The organism is Eggerthella sp. 1_3_56FAA (assembly GCF_000185625.1).
In the GTDB taxonomy this organism is placed as follows: Bacteria; Actinomycetota; Coriobacteriia; order Coriobacteriales; family Eggerthellaceae; genus Eggerthella; species Eggerthella lenta.
In genome coordinates this window covers 928,459-945,425 of sequence record NZ_GL622579.1, presented here as the reverse complement: position 1 = coordinate 945,425, position 16,967 = coordinate 928,459, and the positions used below count along the sequence as shown (strand labels likewise).

The 16,967-nt window shown below is 64.1% G+C and carries 18 protein-coding genes; 13 read left to right on the top strand and 5 right to left on the bottom strand.

Annotated features, from left to right (window positions below; all coding sequences use genetic code 11):
- Positions 1 to 3 precede the first annotated feature (3 nt).
- Genes fusA through rplW form a run of 5 tightly spaced genes read left to right on the top strand, consistent with a single transcriptional unit; the run spans position 4 to position 4,034 of the window.
- Positions 4 to 2,121 carry an elongation factor G gene (fusA, locus tag HMPREF1023_RS04145; RefSeq protein WP_009304900.1) on the top strand — a complete coding sequence of 706 codons (2,118 nt, stop codon included), beginning with the start codon at positions 4 to 6 and terminating at the stop codon, positions 2,119 to 2,121.
- Positions 2,122 to 2,154: 33 nt separating this feature from the next.
- Complete coding sequence (gene rpsJ / locus HMPREF1023_RS04140) at positions 2,155 to 2,463, top strand: 30S ribosomal protein S10 (RefSeq protein ID WP_009304899.1); 309 nt, start codon at positions 2,155 to 2,157, stop codon at positions 2,461 to 2,463.
- Positions 2,464 to 2,469: 6 nt separating this feature from the next.
- The gene (rplC, locus tag HMPREF1023_RS04135; RefSeq protein ID WP_369707138.1) at positions 2,470 to 3,099 is read left to right on the top strand and encodes a 50S ribosomal protein L3; all 630 of its coding nucleotides are present in this window, start codon (positions 2,470 to 2,472) and stop codon (positions 3,097 to 3,099) included.
- A gap of 30 nt (positions 3,100 to 3,129) precedes the next feature.
- Complete coding sequence (gene rplD, locus HMPREF1023_RS04130) at positions 3,130 to 3,753, top strand: 50S ribosomal protein L4 (RefSeq protein WP_009304897.1); 624 nt, start codon at positions 3,130 to 3,132, stop codon at positions 3,751 to 3,753.
- Entirely contained in the window at positions 3,753 to 4,034 is a 282-nt protein-coding gene (gene rplW, locus HMPREF1023_RS04125) for a 50S ribosomal protein L23 (protein WP_009304896.1), read from the top strand. Before rplD ends, rplW begins: the two co-directional genes overlap by 1 nt.
- Before the next feature lie 121 nt (positions 4,035 to 4,155).
- On the opposite strand, the gene HMPREF1023_RS04120 is transcribed toward rplW, so the two are convergent.
- A complete protein-coding gene (locus HMPREF1023_RS04120) occupies positions 4,156 to 5,331 on the bottom strand; it encodes a phosphoglycerate dehydrogenase (RefSeq protein ID WP_009304895.1) in 1,176 nt (391 codons plus the stop codon).
- Between the two features lie 174 nt (positions 5,332 to 5,505).
- Positions 5,506 to 5,970: a bacterioferritin gene (gene bfr / locus HMPREF1023_RS04115; RefSeq protein WP_009304894.1), complete on the bottom strand. Its 465-nt coding sequence runs from the start codon at positions 5,968 to 5,970 to the stop codon at positions 5,506 to 5,508.
- Positions 5,971 to 6,207: 237 nt separating this feature from the next.
- Here bfr and HMPREF1023_RS04110 point away from each other — a divergent pair, with 237 nt between their 5' ends.
- The 8 genes from HMPREF1023_RS04110 to HMPREF1023_RS04075 all read left to right on the top strand — a co-directional run bounded on the left by HMPREF1023_RS04110 (position 6,208) and on the right by HMPREF1023_RS04075 (position 14,777).
- The gene (locus HMPREF1023_RS04110) at positions 6,208 to 7,008 is read left to right on the top strand and encodes a YebC/PmpR family DNA-binding transcriptional regulator (RefSeq protein ID WP_009304893.1); all 801 of its coding nucleotides are present in this window, start codon (positions 6,208 to 6,210) and stop codon (positions 7,006 to 7,008) included.
- A 392-nt stretch (positions 7,009 to 7,400) separates the two neighbouring features.
- Positions 7,401 to 9,320, top strand: a complete 1,920-nt coding sequence (locus tag HMPREF1023_RS04105; RefSeq protein WP_114513188.1) for a YidC/Oxa1 family membrane protein insertase — start codon at positions 7,401 to 7,403, stop codon at positions 9,318 to 9,320.
- Positions 9,310 to 11,388, top strand: coding sequence for a sulfatase-like hydrolase/transferase (locus tag HMPREF1023_RS04100; RefSeq protein WP_009304891.1), 2,079 nt, complete (start codon positions 9,310 to 9,312; stop codon positions 11,386 to 11,388). Before HMPREF1023_RS04105 ends, HMPREF1023_RS04100 begins: the two co-directional genes overlap by 11 nt.
- Before the next feature lie 162 nt (positions 11,389 to 11,550).
- The gene (gene ruvC, locus HMPREF1023_RS04095) at positions 11,551 to 12,129 is read left to right on the top strand and encodes a crossover junction endodeoxyribonuclease RuvC (RefSeq protein ID WP_009304890.1); all 579 of its coding nucleotides are present in this window, start codon (positions 11,551 to 11,553) and stop codon (positions 12,127 to 12,129) included.
- Positions 12,126 to 12,719 carry a Holliday junction branch migration protein RuvA gene (gene ruvA / locus HMPREF1023_RS04090; RefSeq protein ID WP_009304889.1) on the top strand — a complete coding sequence of 198 codons (594 nt, stop codon included), beginning with the start codon at positions 12,126 to 12,128 and terminating at the stop codon, positions 12,717 to 12,719. The genes ruvC and ruvA overlap by 4 nt, the downstream gene beginning before the upstream one ends.
- A gap of 47 nt (positions 12,720 to 12,766) precedes the next feature.
- Positions 12,767 to 13,849, top strand: coding sequence for a Holliday junction branch migration DNA helicase RuvB (gene ruvB / locus HMPREF1023_RS04085; RefSeq protein ID WP_009304888.1), 1,083 nt, complete (start codon positions 12,767 to 12,769; stop codon positions 13,847 to 13,849).
- A gap of 42 nt (positions 13,850 to 13,891) precedes the next feature.
- Positions 13,892 to 14,392, top strand: coding sequence for a hypothetical protein (locus HMPREF1023_RS04080; protein WP_009304887.1), 501 nt, complete (start codon positions 13,892 to 13,894; stop codon positions 14,390 to 14,392).
- 181 nt (positions 14,393 to 14,573) lie between these two features.
- Positions 14,574 to 14,777: a cold-shock protein gene (locus tag HMPREF1023_RS04075; protein WP_009304886.1), complete on the top strand. Its 204-nt coding sequence runs from the start codon at positions 14,574 to 14,576 to the stop codon at positions 14,775 to 14,777.
- Between the two features lie 167 nt (positions 14,778 to 14,944).
- Here the strand turns inward: HMPREF1023_RS04075 and queA are convergent, their stop codons facing one another.
- From queA to HMPREF1023_RS04060, 3 genes are all read right to left on the bottom strand, one after another.
- The gene (gene queA / locus HMPREF1023_RS04070) at positions 14,945 to 16,024 is read right to left on the bottom strand and encodes a tRNA preQ1(34) S-adenosylmethionine ribosyltransferase-isomerase QueA (RefSeq protein WP_009304885.1); all 1,080 of its coding nucleotides are present in this window, start codon (positions 16,022 to 16,024) and stop codon (positions 14,945 to 14,947) included.
- Between the two features lie 76 nt (positions 16,025 to 16,100).
- Positions 16,101 to 16,514 carry a type II toxin-antitoxin system VapC family toxin gene (locus tag HMPREF1023_RS04065; protein WP_009304884.1) on the bottom strand — a complete coding sequence of 138 codons (414 nt, stop codon included), beginning with the start codon at positions 16,512 to 16,514 and terminating at the stop codon, positions 16,101 to 16,103.
- 2 nt (positions 16,515 to 16,516) lie between these two features.
- Positions 16,517 to 16,756, bottom strand: a complete 240-nt coding sequence (locus HMPREF1023_RS04060; RefSeq protein WP_009304883.1) for a hypothetical protein — start codon at positions 16,754 to 16,756, stop codon at positions 16,517 to 16,519.
- Positions 16,757 to 16,967 lie beyond the last annotated feature (211 nt).

Sequence of the window (16,967 nt, the reverse complement as noted above, 5' to 3'; positions counted from 1 at the left end):
CTCATGGCGAAAATCGAACTGAAGGATACGCGCAACATCGGCATCATGGCCCACATCGACGCGGGCAAGACGACGACCACCGAGCGCATCCTCTACTACACGGGCAAGACCCACAAGATCGGCGAGGTACACGACGGCGCCGCGACGATGGACTGGATGGTGCAGGAGCAGGAGCGCGGCGTGACCATCACCGCCGCCGCCACCACGTGCTTCTGGAAGTACCCCGGCGGGGCTGACAACGGCAAAGAGTACCGTTTCCAGATTATTGACACTCCCGGCCACGTGGACTTCACGGCCGAGGTCGAGCGTTCGCTTCGCGTGCTCGACGGCGCTGTCGCGGTGTTCGACGCCGTCGCCGGCGTGCAGCCGCAGTCCGAGACGGTGTGGCGCCAGGCAAGCCGCTACGGCGTGCCCCGCATCGCCTACATCAACAAGTACGACCGCGTGGGCGCCGACTTCTTCCATGCGATCGAGACCATGAAGGATCGCCTGGGCGCGCCGGCTGTCGCCGCGCAGATGCCCATGGGCGCCGAGGACAACTTCTGGGGCGTCATCGACCTGGTCACCATGACCGCGTGGGACTTCAAGGCCGACGACAAGGGCATGACCTACCCCGAGGCCATGGACGCCATCCCGGCCGAGTTCGCCGAAGAGGCCGAGCTGCGCCACCAGGAGCTGGTGGAAGCCGCCGCCGACTGCGACGACGCTCTCATGGAGAAGGTCCTCATGGAGGAAGAGGTGACGGTTGACGAGCTGAAGGCCGCCATCCGCAAGGGCACCATCGCCTGCCAGATCCACCCCGTGTTCGTGGGCTCGTCCTACAAGAACAAGGGCGTGCAGGAGCTCCTCGACGCCGTGGTCGACTACATGCCGTCCCCGATCGACGTGCCGGCCATCAAGGGCACGAACCCGGACACGGGCGAGGAAGACGAGCGTCCCTCCGACGTGAAGGCGCCGTTCTCCGCTCTGGCCTTCAAGATCATGACGGATCCGTTCGTGGGCAAGCTCACCTACCTCCGCGTGTACTCGGGCCAGCTCGATTCCGGCTCCTACGTGTCCAACGCCTCGAAGGGCAAGAAGGAGCGCATCGGCCGTTTGCTGCAGATGCACTCGAACCAGCGCGTCGATATCGACGGCTGCGCCGCGGGCGACATCGTCGCCGTCGTGGGCTTGAAGGACACGTCGACCGGCGACACGCTGTGCGACGCTGATCATCCGATCATCCTCGAGTCCATGGAGTTCGCCGAGCCGGTCATCGACATCGCCGTCGAGCCGAAGACGAAGGCCGAGCAGGACAAGATGGGCATCGCGCTGCAGAAGCTGGCCGAGGAGGACCCGACGTTCCGCGTGTCCACCAACCAGGAGACCGGCCAGACCATCATCGCCGGCATGGGCGAGCTGCACCTCGAGATCATCGTCGACCGCCTGCTGCGCGAGTTCAAGGTCGAGGCGAACGTGGGCAAGCCCCAGGTCGCCTACCGCGAGACGGCCACGCAGGAAGCTCGCAACGTCGAGGGCAAGTTCGTGCGCCAGTCCGGCGGTCGCGGCCAGTACGGCCATGCGGTCATCAACCTGATCCCGCAGGAAGCCGGCAAGGGCTACGAGTTCGAGAACAAGATCGTGGGCGGCGTGATCCCCAAGGAGTACATCACCCCGATCGACAAGGGCATCCAGGAAGCCATCAACTCGGGCGTGCTTGCGGGCTACCCGGTCGTGGACATCAAGATCGAGCTCATCGACGGTTCGTACCACGACGTCGACTCCTCCGAGGCGGCGTTCAAGGTCGCCGGTTCGATGGCGGTCAAGGCTGCGCTCAAGAAGGCCGCTCCGGTCATTCTCGAGCCGATGATGGCCGTCGAGGTCGAGACGCCCGAGGAGTACATGGGCGACGTCATGGGCAACCTGTCCAGCCGTCGCGGCCAGATCCAGGGCATGGGCGATCGCGGCAACGCCAAGACCATCAAGGCGAAGGTTCCGCTGTCCGAGATGTTCGGTTACGCCACCGACCTGCGTTCGACGACGCAGGGCCGCGCTTCGTACACGATGCAGTTCGATTCGTACGAGGCAGTGCCGAAGAACGTGGCGGAGGAAATTATCAGCAAGGCCGGCGGCAACGCCTAGGGCGTGCGCGCGAGCATAACGGAGGTAAAGTAAGTGGCTAATCAAAAGATTCGCATCCGCTTGAAGGGGTACGATCATGAGATCGTGGACCAGTCCACGAAGCTCATCGTCGATACCGCGCAGAAGACGGGTGCCAAGGTGTCCGGTCCTATCCCGCTGCCGACGGAGCGCAACCTGTACTGCGTCGTCAAGGGCCCGCACGTCGACAAGGATTCGCGCGAGCAGTTCGAGATGCGCACGCACAAGCGCCTCATCGACATCCTGGAACCGACCCCGAACACGGTCGATTCCCTGATGCGCCTCGATCTCCCTGCCGGTGTCGACATCGAGATCAAGCTGTAAAGGGGGATGTGCGATATGATCAACGCCATCTATGGTAAGAAAATCGGCATGACCCAGATCTTCAACGAGGACGACCGTGTCGTGCCCGTGACGGTGATCCAGGCCGAGCCGAACACGATCTGTCAGGTCAAGACGAAGGACAGCGACGGCTACGAGGCCGTGCAGCTGGGCTTCGGCGCCATCAAGGAGAAGAAGGTCAACAAGCCCATGGCGGGTCACTTCGCCAAGCAGGGCACGGCTCCTACGCGCTACCTGCGCGAGGTGCGCGTCGAGAACGCCGGCGAGTACAAGGTGGGCGACCAGCAGACGGTGGCCGCTTTCGCTGAGACGAAGAAGGTCGACGTGACCGGCACGTCCAAGGGCAAGGGCTTCGCCGGCGTCATGAAGCGCTACGGCTTCCGCGGCGGCCCGGGCGGCCACGGCGCGCACTTCCATCGCGCTCCCGGTTCGGTGGGCCAGTGCGCCACGCCGTCCCGCGTGTTCAAGGGGCTCAAGCTCCCGGGCCACATGGGCGTCGACACCGTGACCGTGAAGAACCTGGAAGTCGTCCGCATCGACGAGGAGCAGAACCTCATCCTCGTCAAGGGCGCCATCCCCGGCGGCAAGAACGGCGTCGTTCGCGTCCGCATGGCGTAGTTGAAGTAACCTATAAGGAGCTTGTATATCATGACGACTATCGAGATCAAAGACGCGAGCGGGAAGAAGGCCGGCACCGCCGACCTCGCCGCTTCCGTGTTCGGCATCGAGCCGAACGTGCCCGTCATGCACCAGGTCGTGCGCGCGCAGCGCGCGTCTTGGCGCCAGGGCACGCATGACACGAAGACGCGCGGCCAGGTGCGCGGCGGCGGCAAGAAGCCGTGGCGCCAGAAGGGCACCGGCCGTGCCCGTCAGGGCACCATCCGCGCCCCTCAGTGGGCCGGCGGCGGTACCGTGTTCGGCCCGCATCCGCGTTCCTACGCGTTCCGCGTGAACAACAAGGAGGTCAAGCTGGCCATGCGCTCCGCGCTGTCCGCCAAGCTGGCCGACGGCGAGCTGTTCGTGGTCGACGCGTTCAACTTCGAGAAGCCCTCGACGAAGGCGGCTGTGGCCGCGCTCAAGGCCCTCGGCTTGGAGCGTCGCACCACCCTCGTCATCGACGACGAGGACGTGAACACCTATCTGTCGTTCCGCAACATCCCCACGGTGAACATCCTGCCCGTGTCCGCGGCGAACACCTACGAGCTGATCGACAACAAGGCTCTCGTGTTCACGGCCGACGCCCTGAAGCGCATCGAGGAGGTGCTTGCATAATGAAGGATCCCCGCGAGGTCATCATCCGCCCCGTCATCACGGAGCACAGCTACGACCAGATGGAGGGCAACACCTTTACCTTCGAGGTGGCCAAGGACGCCAACAAGGTTGAGATCCGCCAGGCCATCGAAGCCATCTTCGATGTGACGGTGGTCAAGGTGAACACGCTCAACGTGAAGCCGAAGCCGAAGCGCGTTCGCTACCAGCTGGGCAAGACCCGCACCTGGAAGAAGGCCATGGTCACGCTCAAGGAAGGCGACACCATCGAGCTGTTCGCGTAAGCGACGTTTCCACGTGCTGCCTCGGCGCCCCTGCAATCGCGGGGGCGCCTTTTTTGTTGGAGGAGGGTGCGAAAAGCGAACTGCGGCGCCTTCTTTGACGTGCCGTATCGCCTTGGAGTCGTTACTTCACCACGCGGACGCGGCGGACGCCCTCGATGGCGCTCAGGCGCTCGATGGCGTCATCGGGATGCCCCGGAGTGCCGGCGTCCAGGTCGAGCATCGTGTAGGCTTTCTCGCCGCGGGCCTTGTTCATCATGTTCTCGATGTTCACGCCGGCATCGCCGAACACGTTCGTGATGCGAGCGATGGCGTTCGGGACGTTCGCGTGCAGCACGGCCACGCGGCGCAGGCCGTCGGGCACGGGACCCATGTCGCAGGCGGGGTAGTTCACGGAGTTCGCGATATTGCCGTTCTCCAGGTAGTCCATGAGCTCCCGCACGGCCATCATCGCGCAGTTGTCCTCGGCCTCGGCGGTAGAGGCGCCCAGGTGGGGCAGCACGATGGCGCGCTCCATCTTCATGACCTCGGGCGTGGCGAAGTCGGTGATGTAGGCATGCACCTTGCCGGAGTCCAGCGCGGCGGCCATGGCAGCGTTGTCCACGAGCGTGTCGCGCGAGAAGTTCAGGAACACGGCGCCGTCTTTCATGAGCGAGCAGGCGCGTTCGTCGATCATGCCGATAGTGCCCTCCATGGCCGGCACGTGGATGGTCATGTAGTCGCAGGTGCGGAAAATGTCGTCGAGGTTCGTCACGTGATGGACGGCGCTCGAGATGCGCCATGCTGCGCCCACCGACACGTACGGATCGTACCCGTACACGTCCATGCCCAGATCGATGGCGATGTTGGCGACTTCCGCCCCGATGGCGCCCAGGCCTATGACACCCAGCTTCTTGCCCTTCACCTCGCGTCCGGCGAACGCCTTCTTCGCCTTCTCGGCGGCTTTCGCGATGTTCTCGTCGGCGGCGTTGTGGCGGCACCAGGCGATGCCGCCGGCGATGTCGCGGCTGCCCAACATGAGGCCGCACACCACGATCTCCTTCACGGCGTTCGCGTTCGCGCCGGGGGTGTTGAACACCACGATGCCCTCTTCGGCGCAACGGTCGAGCGGGATGTTGTTCACGCCGGCGCCCGCGCGGGCAATGGCCTGGAGGCTTTCGGGGAACGCGGTGTCGTGCAGGGCGGCACTGCGGACGAGCACGCCTTCCGCCTGGGTGAGGTCGTCGACGAGCTGGTAGTCGTCGGTGAGCAGGTCGGTGCCGTACGCCGAGATGTTGTTGAGGCAGTGGATGTTGCGCATGAGGTCTCCTTCGAGGATGGCAGACGTCACCGATGACGCGCGGCTCGTCGCCGTTTCTTGCTGCATCCTCCTATAGTGCGCAGGTCGCAACCCGTTGTCAACCACCGTTCAGCGGGTTCGCGCTTTATCTCGGTAAAGTGCGAACCCGCTTCGTCCTCGCGTCGCCGTTCGGTGCTAGTTCTGCGTGGAAAGGAAGGTGGGCAGCGTCATCTGCTCGATCTGATCCTGCAGCTCTTCCAGCTCGTCGAGGTGCGTGTCCTCGTCGCGAAGGATGGCTTCGAGGATGTCGCGCGTGGCATAGTCCAGCACCTGGCCGGCCAGCACGATGGCCTCGTTGTACTGCCTGATCGCATCGAGCTCCAAGGCGTGGTCGTTGTTCACCTGCTGGGGGATCTCCGCGCCGATGTGCATGTCGTTGAGGTGGGATACGATGGGCGTGCCCTCCAGGAACAGGATGCGCTCGATGAGGCGCTCGGCATGCTTCATCTCGGTGATCGAGCGCTTCTTGAAATTCTCGCTCAGGCGGGTGTAGCCCCAGTCCTCGGCCATCTCGGCATGTACCATGTACTGGTTGATGGAGGTCAGCTCGCTGGCAAGCAGACCGTTCAGCGCGTCGACAAGTTCTTGGTTTCCCTTCATGGCAGTGCTCCTTCCATACGCACGATGATAGGGAGGATCCGCCCTTTGTAAGATCCTCGACCTCAGCATTGTACGGACAAGGGACCGGCTTGTTCGCTTGCTTACCGACTCGCATCCGTCCCGTGTTCTTCTCGAAACCTGTCGTTCTGGTTTTTGAAGACCGTGCGAAGGGTTATCGGGGATTTGACAGGTGTGCTAGAATAATCGGCTGGTATTGCTATGTTGGAAGGGACGTATATGTCTGGGCATTCAAAGTGGGCTACAACGAAACATCGCAAGGCGGCGCAGGATGCGAAGCGCTCGGCCTTGTTCTCCAAGCTGTCGCGCAACATCACGGTGGCTGCGAAAGAAGGCGGCGACCCGAATCCCGACAACAACGCATCGCTTGCGGCCGCCATCGAAAAGGCCAAGGGCTACTCCCTGCCGAAAGATAAGATCAAAGTCGCCATCGACAAGGCGTTCGGCTCCGGCAAGGACTCCGCTAACTACGAGACCGTCGTGTACGAGGGCTACGGTCCGGCCGGCGTCGCCGTGCTGTGCGAGGCTCTGACCGACAACCGCAACCGCACCGCCGCCGACGTGCGCGCGGCCTTCAGCCATGCGGGCGGCAACCTGGGCACGTCCGGCTCCGTTGCGTTCCAGTTCGAGCGCAAAGGCCAGATCATGGTTCCCAAAGAGGTCGAGACCGGCGACAAGAAGAACCCCGTGAAGCCGAACGGCGCCGCCGCCGACGAGGAAGAGTTCATGCTCGCTGTGGCCGAGGCCGGCGGCGACGATTACGAGGACGCCGAGGACGAGTGGATCGTCTACACGTCGCCCACCGATCTCATGGCCGTGAAGAAGGCGCTCGAGGAAGCCGACGTCGTCACGAAGGGCGCCGAAATGACCATGGTGCCCACTACGCCCGCGACGGTGAGCGTGTCCGATGCGAAGAAGGTCATGCGCCTTGTCGACCGCCTCGAAGAGCTGGAAGACCTCCAGAACGTCTACCACGTCATGGATATCACTGACGAGATTGCAGAAGCTCTGGACGAATAGGCTCTCTCGAAACCAAGCGAACGCGAAGCCGCCGCAAGCACGAAGCTTGCGGCGGCTTTCTCATGCGGGGTTGGACGAAGGGCGTAAGCGCCGGAGCGTCCGGTATCGCCGACGCCTTGTCGCTCGAAAGCCGCGTTTTCGGCCTCGATTCCGCGGCTTTCGAGCGACAACGGCGCGGCATGCGACCGTGGGCTCCGAGTCTCGCCTGCCCAGCCTGCGGTCTCCCGTTCTTCGCTGCCGCCGTTGTGTATAATAGCTGGTTGCTTGCTTGATTATCAATTGCCGCGCTTTTCGCGCGAAGGGGATTCAGGATTACGGATATGCTAGAAGCACTCGCTCGTCTTTTCTCGTACATCGTTCAGCCTTGCTACGATCTGACAGGAAGCTGGTGGATGGCTATTTTGCTGTTCACCGTGATCATCAAGATCGTTCTCATGCCGCTGTCGCTTTGGTGCCAGTGGAACAGCATCGTCATGGTCAAGATCATGCCGGAGCTCAACCGCATCAAAGTGAAGTACTTCGGCGACGCCGAAACCATCGGCGAGAAGCAGACCTTGCTGAACAAGAAGCACCACTATCATCCTCTGCTGTCGCTCATTCCGTTGGCGGCGCAGATTCTCGTGCTGTTCGGGCTGGTGGAAGTGATTCACGGCATCACCGACCACGGCGCTCCGGGAACCGAGTTCTTGGGCATGGTGCCGATTGAAGACGGAGGGCTTTCTTGGATCATGCCGCTTCTGGCCGGTTTGTCCGCGGTGGTGATGGGCTTCGCGCAGAACAGGATCAACCCGCTGCAGCGCGAGCAGTCGAAGATGGAGAAGAACACCACCAACGGGCTGTCCATCGTGTTGTCCCTCGTCCTGGGCGTGTACGTGGCCGCCGGCATGGCCTTCTACTGGATATGCTCGAACCTGATGGCCATCGTTGTACAGGCCCTGTGCAACCTGATCATGCGGCCAGCGAAGTATATCGACTATGCCGAACTCGCTGCAAGTCGTGTGGAGCTGGACGAGCTCAACGCTTTCACGGCGCGTAAAACGCCTTGGTACAAGCGCGATCCGCTGGCGAAGCGCGAGAAGGAGGACTACAGGCGCTTCATGAGCGTGGTCGGCAAGCATATCGTGTTCTACTCCGAGCGCAGCGGCTTCTACAAGTACTTTCAGGGCGCCGTCGAATGGCTGCTGGCGAACTCCGATGCGTGCGTTCACTACGTTACCAGCGATCCCAACGACCAGGTGTTCAAGCTGCATGAGGCAAATCCCCGCCTCATGCCGTACTACATCGGCGACAAGCGCCTGATCACGCTCATGATGAAACTCGATTGCGACGTTGCCGTGATGACGCTGGACGATCTGGAGAATTTCTACATCAAGCGTTCGTATATTCGCAAAGACATCGAGTACGTGTACGCGTTCCATCATATGACGTCCACGCACTTGGTGTGCACGAAGGAGGCTTTCGACCACTACGACACCGTTCTGTGCGTGGGCCCGCATCAGAAGGCGGAGCTCGAACGGGCCGGGGAGATGCGGGATATCCCTCGTCGCAATCTCGTGGAATGCGGCTACGACCTGCTCGATCGGCAGATCGCGGCCTACGAGTCGCGCAAGGCCGCGAAAGCTGCCGAGGGCGCCGGGTCGCGTCGTCCCGTCGTGCTCGTCGCTCCGTCGTGGCAGGAGGACTGCCTGCTCGACCTGTGCGCCGACGAGGTGCTCGAGCCCTTGCTGGGACGCGGGTTCAGCGTGATCGTGCGTCCGCATCCCGAGTACACCAAGCGCTATCACGCCCGGTGGGAGTCGCTGCAGCAGCGCTACGCGTCGTGGTCGCGCGACGACATCTACTTCGAGCAGGACTTCAGCACGTCCGATTCGGTCTACGATGCCGACGTGCTGGTCACCGACTGGTCCTCCATCGCCTGCGAGTTCTCCTTCACCACGATGAAGCCGTGCGTGTTCGTGGACACGCCCATGAAGGTGACCAACCCCGATTGGGAAGAGCTGGGCATCGAGCCCGCCGATCTGGCCATCCGCAATCAAATCGGCGCGTCGCTGGCCATGGAGGAGCTGCCGCGGTTGGGCGATGTCGTGGAGGACATGGTTGCCCGCCCCGAAGCCTGGCGGAACCGTATCGAGGAGGTGCGTTCGCGCATGATCTACCATAAGGGTCGCGGGGGCGAGATCGCCGGCGCATATCTGCTTGACCGCATGCTGGCGAAGCAGGGCGACCGGGCCGTCGAGGCGTCCGGAGCATCCCGGCTGGATAGGGCTGGCGTAGCCGGCTGGATCGACGAGGAGGTGCGTCATGCGGGATAGCAGCCTGCCGCGCTTCGCTGCGCGCATCGGCCTTGTGGCGTCCGACGTCGCGTTCCCCCTTGTCATCGCTCTGGTTTTGACGCTGGGTTTCGCCTCGCCGGCCTACGCCTACGTCGACCCTTCGGTCATGACCTACACCATACAGGCGCTGGCGGGCGTCGCGGTGGCGCTTTCGGCTGTGCTCGGCGTCGTTTGGCGCCGCATGCGCAGACATCTTCTGCATATTCTGCGCATCGACGAGAACGAGGGAAAACAGGTTGAAGGCGCGGTACACGCGCTCGATCCGCTTGCGTTCGATTACCGAGACCGCCTCGATAGGGCGGAATCGGAAGCGCGCAGGATGAAGGCCAAGCAAGCGTCGAACAAGCCTGAGACGCTGTGCTGGCGTGCGCGCTTCCTGTTCTCGCTGGTGGCTTCGCTGATGCTGGTCTACACTTTCGCAGTGGTGGCTCCGCTGGAAATCGTCGCCAGCAGCGTTAACAGCCTGCTTTTCACGGTGACGGACGTCTGGGTTCCCTTCGCCGTCGTCGGGCTCGCGGGCACTGTCGTGCTGGCCTTAGCGTTGTCGCTGTTGCGGGGAAGGGCGTTCAACGTGTGCTTCGCGGTTGTGGCGGCCGTGGGCGTGGCCGGCTTTGTGCAGGCCCTGTTCCTGAACGGATCGCTTCCCGCAGCCGACGGCACGCAGGTGGTTTGGGACGACTACACCACGGCCACCGTGGTGAGCGCCGTCGTGTGGATCGTCCTCATCGGGTCGGCGGTGTTCCTGTCGCTGAGGAAGTCGCTGGCGTTCAAGGGCACGGCCGCCGCGCTGTGCCTGGTGGGCGTCGTCGCGCAATCGGTGAGCCTGGGAGTCCTGCTCACCGCGCCGGCGCCCGACGGCCTACCCCCTGTCGCGGCGAGGCACTCCGTCACCACCGACGGCGTCTCGGAGGTTTCGTCGAACGGCAACATAATCATGTTCGTACTTGATACGTACGACACGCTGTTTTTGGAGGAGGGCCTGGAGGAAGAGCCCGGCTGCCTCGACGAGTTCACCGGGTTCACCTGGTTCGACAACTCCACAGGCTCGATGATCCCCACGCGCTACGCCATGGCCTCGATTCTGACGGGGCACGCTCTCGACGAGGACGACAAGGGCTTCTCCACGTCGTTGATCATCGACTGGTACGAGCAGCATGGCCTGATCGACGACATCAACGCGCAGGGATACGAGACGTGCTTGTATGCCACCGACATCAACGATGCCATCGGCTCCCTGTCCGATCGGGTGGAGAACATCAAGCTTCGCGAGAACCGGCTGGACTATCCGTCGGCGGTTGCGATGCTGGTGAAGTGTTCGCTGTACCGCGATCTGCCTTGGGCGCTGAAGCCGCCGTTCTGGTTCTACACCGACGAGGTGAACAGCGCCGCGCTGGGAAGCGGCGCCGAGAGCGCCGTGAACGCGCTGTGGACCATGGACGACGCGCGCTACTACGCTACTCTCAAAGAGCAGGGACTGAGCGCCGCCGACCTCGATGGGAAGGGGAGCTTCCGCGTCATACACCTGGCAGGTCCCCATCCGCCGTACACGTTGAACCGCAATGCCGAGACGGTGGAGGGCGGAACCGGCGCCATCGAGCAAGGGCTCGGCTCCCTCCATATCGTGAGCGAGTACCTTGAGGAGCTTAAGCGGCTGGGCTTGTACGACGAAGCCACCATCGTGGTGACCGCTGACCATGGCGAGTGGTACATCGCTGAAGACATAGTGCGTCCGACAAGCCCCATCATGCTGGTGAAGCCTTCGACGCAGCCGGACGGCTCGGACGAGCCCGTGAAGCGCTCTTCGGTGCCTACGGGGCACGTCGATCTCGCGGCTACGCTGCTCGAAGCCGCCGGGGGCGATGCCTCCGCATACGGCGGGATGAGCGTGTTTGACGTGCCCGACGCTCCGCGCACCCGCTACTACAACGCCTCGTCGGTGGTGGGTCCCGAGCACGTGTACACGTCCATCATTCAGTGGGAGATCGAGGGCGATGCGATGAACTGGGACGATTGGCGCGAAACCGGTGTGAAATGGCCCATCGGCTGATCGTGCCGCGCCGCTTCCGCCGTCGGCCTCTGACGAGGCTGTGAAAAAGCGCGTCTTCCGAGGGCTGACTCCGAGGCTTTGTGCTAGGATGTGAACGAACAAACGTTTGCAACCGAAACGCGGCCGCTGCAACATGCCCCGCGCGACGACGAGAAGGAACCGATGACGCGCACCGAACGAACCATCCTAGGCATCGATCCCGGCCTGGCCAACACGGGTTGGGGCATCGTCGAGCAGTGCGGTCCGCGCCTCGCGTGCACGGCGTACGGCTGCGTGTCCACAGCGAAGGACCTGCCGCTGGCCCAGCGCCTGCGGAAGATCCACGAGCAGATGGCCGCGGTGATCGCGCGGTTCGAACCGGCGTGCGTGGGCATCGAGACGGTGTGGTTCGGCGTGAACGTGCAGAGCGCGTTCGCCACGGGGCAGGCACGCGGCGCGGCGCTCGTGGCCTGCGCCGAGCGCGATCTCGAGGTGCTCGAGTTCTCGCCCAGCCAGATCAAGCTGGCGGTGGTGGGCACGGGTTCGGCCGAGAAGGACCAGGTGCAGTACATGGTGCGCCAGCTGCTGGCGCTCGAGGACGTCCCGCGGCCCGACCACGCCGCCGACGCGCTGGCGGCCGCCATCTGCTACACCACCCACGAGGGCTTTGCGCGCCGCACGGGCGCGGCGTGCGCTGCCTACGACGTTCCCGATCGCGGCATTCTCGCGTGCGGTGCTTCCGCTGGAAAGGACAGGCTATGATCGCGTTTCTCAAAGGGGTGCTGGCGGCCAAGACGGCCACGACCGCCTTCATCGAGGTGAACGGCGTGGGCTACGCCGTGGGCATGTCCCAGGCCAGTCTGTCGAAGCTGCCCGAGGCGGGCGCGGCGGTGGAGGTGCATACGTTCCTCCAGGTGCGCGACGACGGACTGTCGTTGTTCGGCTTCCTTACGCTGGAAGAGAAAGCGCTGTTCGAGCGGCTCATCGGCGTGGGCGGCGTGGGGCCGAAGGTGGCGCTCGCCGCGCTGTCGGCGTTCTCGCCCGCGGGCCTCGTGGCCGCCGTGCAGGCGCAGGACGTGGCCGCGGTGCAGCGCATTCCCGGCGTGGGCAAGAAGACGGCCTCGCGCATCATCCTCGAGCTGAAGGGTTCGTTCGACGAAGGCCTGGCGGGCCTGTTCGACGAGGCGGCGCCCGCGGTCGCGTCGGCGGCGAACCTCGCGGGCACGCGGGAGGCGCTGCTGTCGATGGGCTTCACGTCCGAGGAGGCCGACGTCGCGCTCAAGGGCGCTCCCGAAGGCGCGGCCGAAAGCGTGCTGCTACAATATGCGCTGAAGCGATTAGGGACGAACTAGGCGAAGCCGGGCGGCGCTGCGCGCGCCGTCGGGACGGATAGGCGGCTATGGCTGACAACGGCATTGAAATAGAAGGGCTCGTGTTCGAAGCGGGCGCGGGGCGAAGCGACGACTCGCTCGTCGACGCTCGCTCGCGCGCCGTGACGCCTGCGCTCACCGAGGACGACCTCGCGCTCGACCGCAGCCTGCGCCCCAAGCGCCTGGGCGACTACCTGGGCCAGACGAAGATCAAGGAGTCGCTCGCCATTCTCATCGGGGCCGCGCAGGCGCGCGGCGACGTGGTGGACCACATCCTGTTCTCGGGGCCTCCGGGCCTCGGCAAGACCACGCTCGCGGCCGTCGTGGCCAACGAGCTGGGCGCGAACATCAAGACGACGAGCGGCCCCGCCATCGAGCGCACGGGCGATCTCGCGGCCATCCTCACGAACCTCGAAGAGGGCGACGTGCTGTTCATCGACGAGATCCATCGCTTGAACCGCATGGTGGAGGAGGTGCTCTACCCCGCGCTCGAGGACTTCGCTCTCGACATCGTGGTGGGGAAGGGACCGGCGGCGCGCTCCATCCGCCTCGACCTGCCGCGCTTCACGCTCGTCGGCGCCACGACGCGCACCGGGCTGTTGACGGGCCCCTTGCGCGACCGCTTCGGCATCGCGTTCCGCTTGCAGTACTATTCGCCCGAGGAGCTGGCCTCCATCGTGCGCCGCTCGGCGTCCATCCTGGACGTCGCTATCGAGGAAGACGGCGCGCTCGAGATCGCACGCCGCAGCCGCGGCACGCCGCGCTTGGCGAACCGGCTGCTCAAGCGCGTGCGCGACTGGGCGCAGGTGCGCGGCGACGGCGTCATCGACGAGGACGTGGCCGCTCAGGCGCTCAGCTTCTTCGAGGTGGACGCGCTCGGTTTGGACGCGGTGGACAATCGCATCCTCGAGCTCTTGGCCGTGCAGTTCGGCGGGCGGCCCGTGGGTCTGACCACGCTCGCGTCGGCGCTGTCGGAAGACACCGATACGCTCGAGGACGTGTACGAGCCCTACCTCATGCAGCAGGGCCTGCTCGTGCGCACGCCGAAGGGCCGCATCTGCACCGAGCGGGCCTACGACCACTTGGGAATCAAGGTCCCGTCATCCTCGTAACCTCGGTGCCCGGGCTTGCCCGGGCCTTTGAAAGGAGCTCGCATGCTCGAACAGGATTATCTCATGCGCATCTTGCTGCAGTTCGCGGAAGCCATCCGTCGCAGCTGGTCGCGGGCGGTGGAGGATCGCGACCCGCGCGACGCCGCCAACATGTTGGAGCGCGCCGTGGGCGACGCCACCGATATCGACGGTGCCACGCTGTTGTCGCTGTCGCCGGAGTCCATTGCGAGCGTCATGCAGGTGTCGGGGGTCGACCCGCGCGTGTCCGAGTACATCGCGCGCAGCTTGCTGCTGGCTTCGGGCTACCTGGGAGAGGCCGGCGAGCACGAGCTGGCCGCCCTGCGCGCCGAGCAGGCGCGCGCACTGGCCGTCGCCTACGACCTCGACCTGCCCGATACGCCCGAAGAGCTGGCGCTGCTGCTGGACGAGGCCGACGCGGAGCTTGCGCAGGAGGCCGATTCCACCATGGACGTGCTGGGCTACGGCACCGAGCCCGTCATCCCGTCGGCTGTGATAGAAGCGCCTCTCGACTCCGACCGATAAGCGCGGTCGATAACCCTCATGCAACGGATCGGTAAAATAAGGACGAAAAAGAGAATCCCGAGCTTTTTCGGTGTCGCATAGCGTATAGTAAGCATGTGCCCTCGAGGTGAGGGCGAGTGTTGCGGCCATGCAGCACACAGTGTTACCTCCTCGGGGACGAGGAGAGGAAAGAGGATTTAAAATGGCGGAAGGTACTGTTAAGTGGTTCAACCCGGAAAAGGGCTACGGCTTCATCTCTCAGAAGGATGGCGAAGATCTCTTCGTGCATTTCTCCGAGATCAAGATGGACGGCTTCAAGACGCTTGACGAAGGTGCTGCGGTGCAGTTCGACGTCACGACCGGTCAGAATGGCAAGCTTCAGGCAAGCAACGTGACGAAGGCATAAGCAGACTAACTATAGAATGCTGAAATGGCCCCGCAAACGCGGGGCCATTTTTTTGCGCTCGGGATGTCTGCTCGAGCTGCGCGCATTCGCTCGAAACGCACGTTACAACCTGCTGGAGCGTGTGTTTCGGGCGAATGCGCAGCTTCGGAACGGCGGCTGGGCCGTACCTAGCAGATGAACATGGCGTCGCCGAAGGAGAGCATGCGGTAGCGCTCCTCGATGGCATGGCGGTAGGCGGCCATGATGTGCTCGCGCGTGGAGAACGCGGACACGAGCATCATGAGCGTGGAGCGGGGCACGTGGAAGTTCGTGATGAGGGCGTCCACCACGTGGAATTGCGAGCCGGGCAAGAGGTAGAGCGACGTCGTCTCGCGATCACGCGGCGTGACTGCTCCCGTCCCGTCGTCCCAGGCGCTTTCCAGGCTTCGCACGCTCGTCGTGCCTACGGCGACGACGCGCCCGCCGCGCTCGCGCGTCTCGGCGATAGCCTCCACCGTGCGCTCGGGCACCGTGTAGTACTCGGTGTGGATGGCGTGCTGCGTCGGGTCGTCCTCGTCCACGATGCGGAACGTGTCGAGGCCCACTTCGAGCTCGACGGTCTCCCAGCGCACGCCCTGCTCGCGCAGACGCTCGATGAGCGCGGGAGTGAAGTGCAGGCCCGCAGTGGGCGCGGCGGCCGAGCTCTCGCGGCGGGAGTACACCGTCTGGTACAGCTCCTCGTCGCCGGCGTAGTCCTTGATGTAGGGCGGCAGCGGCGTGTGGCCCACGGCGTGCAGCGCTTCGTCGAGGGAGGGCAGCGGCGTGGTCAGGCGCGCGAGGCGCTCGCCTTTCTGGGCGTCGGGCAGCCAGTCGACGATCTCGGCCGACAGCGCCACCTCGCCTACGGCGTCGACGAAGTCGACGACGGCGCCCGTGCCCGGCTTCAGGCGCTTGCCGGGACGCACGAGCACTTCCCACAACGCGCTTCGGTTCTCCGTCGGCGTGCCGTGCTGGCGCAGCAGGAACACCTCGGCCGCTCCGCCCGTGCCGCGCTTCGCGCCCAGCAGGCGGGCGGGCATGACGCGCGTCTCGTTCGCCACGAGCAGGTCGTTCGGGGTTAGGTAGTCGACGATGTCGCGGAAGACGCGATCCTCGACCTCGCCGGTGACTCGGTTCATCACGAGCAGGCGGCAGCCGTCCCGCTCGGCGGCTGGCTCCTGCGCGATGAGCTCAGGGGGCAGGTCGTAATCGAAATCAGAGGTTTTCATGCGTGCTTCCTTCGTGCTTTGTGAGATCGGCGGTGCGAACTGCCTATTATAGGCCTTGTTGCCCGCCGATGGGCGCTTATCCTTCCCACTTCATCTCGTACCAGCATTCCAGGGACAATCCCGGCACGCGCTTGAACTCGTCCATGTTGTTCGTTACGAGGACGGCGTTGTTTGCGAGCGCGGTTGCGGCGATGAAGAGATCGTTGTGGCCGATCTTCTTCCCGCTCCGCTCAAGAAGCGCGCGAATCCGGCCGTATTCGCGCGCGCAATCGGAGTCGAATGGCAGCACGTCGAAGGGGAGCGTGAATTCGTCGACGAGCCAGCGCGCCTTCTCCGGTCGAGAGCTTTTCTCCACGCCGACGAGCAGCTCGCCTTCCACGATGGCTGGAATTTTGAACAGGCGCGGGTCGCTGTTTCGCATAAGATCGTAGGCGTAAGGCAACCGTCCTCGCAAGAAGTCGATGCAGATGCAGCTATCGAGCAGGTACATCGCTACGCCAGCTCCAGAGCGGGAATGGGATCGAGATCGAAAGGCTCGTCTGGCGGCTCGACCAGCACGCCGTCCTCGCAAGCGCCGTACAGGTTGAAGAACCCGTGCGGCCAACGGTTGTTCTCAGCGTGGTCCTTGAGCACGCCCGCCACGAACTTCGAGAGCGTCTTCCCCTCGCGCGAGGCGTCCTGGCGCAAGCCTTCCATCATGGGATCGTCCAAATACAGGGAAAGCTGGGGCATCGTCGCTCCTTCCGTCGAACAGGCTATCACTATACTTGGAAGTATACTTGGTTCGACGGTAGAATGCAAGCACGCCTACCCCTCGCTGCGCTCCTGGTCGCGCAGCGCCTTCAACACGGCGCGCTTGCGGGCCTGCTTGGCGTCGTAGGCGGCGCGCTCGGCCTTCCGGGCGATCCGCTCGGCTTCGGCGGCGGCGCGCTCGGCGGCATGG

Coding starts and splice junctions, on each gene's coding strand:
- HMPREF1023_RS04080 (WP_009304887.1), top strand. CDS start 13,892: ATGCTCGAACAGGATTATCTCATGCGCATCTTGCTGCAGTTCGCGGAA.
- HMPREF1023_RS04060 (WP_009304883.1), bottom strand. CDS start 16,756: ATGCCCCAGCTTTCCCTGTATTTGGACGATCCCATGATGGAAGGCTTG.
- ruvC (WP_009304890.1), top strand. CDS start 11,551: ATGACGCGCACCGAACGAACCATCCTAGGCATCGATCCCGGCCTGGCC.
- rplC (WP_369707138.1), top strand. CDS start 2,470: ATGTGCGATATGATCAACGCCATCTATGGTAAGAAAATCGGCATGACC.
- HMPREF1023_RS04110 (WP_009304893.1), top strand. CDS start 6,208: ATGTCTGGGCATTCAAAGTGGGCTACAACGAAACATCGCAAGGCGGCG.
- fusA (WP_009304900.1), top strand. CDS start 4: ATGGCGAAAATCGAACTGAAGGATACGCGCAACATCGGCATCATGGCC.
- HMPREF1023_RS04100 (WP_009304891.1), top strand. CDS start 9,310: ATGCGGGATAGCAGCCTGCCGCGCTTCGCTGCGCGCATCGGCCTTGTG.
- HMPREF1023_RS04075 (WP_009304886.1), top strand. CDS start 14,574: ATGGCGGAAGGTACTGTTAAGTGGTTCAACCCGGAAAAGGGCTACGGC.
- ruvA (WP_009304889.1), top strand. CDS start 12,126: ATGATCGCGTTTCTCAAAGGGGTGCTGGCGGCCAAGACGGCCACGACC.
- bfr (WP_009304894.1), bottom strand. CDS start 5,970: ATGAAGGGAAACCAAGAACTTGTCGACGCGCTGAACGGTCTGCTTGCC.
- queA (WP_009304885.1), bottom strand. CDS start 16,024: ATGAAAACCTCTGATTTCGATTACGACCTGCCCCCTGAGCTCATCGCG.
- HMPREF1023_RS04065 (WP_009304884.1), bottom strand. CDS start 16,514: ATGTACCTGCTCGATAGCTGCATCTGCATCGACTTCTTGCGAGGACGG.
- HMPREF1023_RS04120 (WP_009304895.1), bottom strand. CDS start 5,331: ATGCGCAACATCCACTGCCTCAACAACATCTCGGCGTACGGCACCGAC.
- HMPREF1023_RS04105 (WP_114513188.1), top strand. CDS start 7,401: ATGGCTATTTTGCTGTTCACCGTGATCATCAAGATCGTTCTCATGCCG.
- rplW (WP_009304896.1), top strand. CDS start 3,753: ATGAAGGATCCCCGCGAGGTCATCATCCGCCCCGTCATCACGGAGCAC.
- ruvB (WP_009304888.1), top strand. CDS start 12,767: ATGGCTGACAACGGCATTGAAATAGAAGGGCTCGTGTTCGAAGCGGGC.
- rplD (WP_009304897.1), top strand. CDS start 3,130: ATGACGACTATCGAGATCAAAGACGCGAGCGGGAAGAAGGCCGGCACC.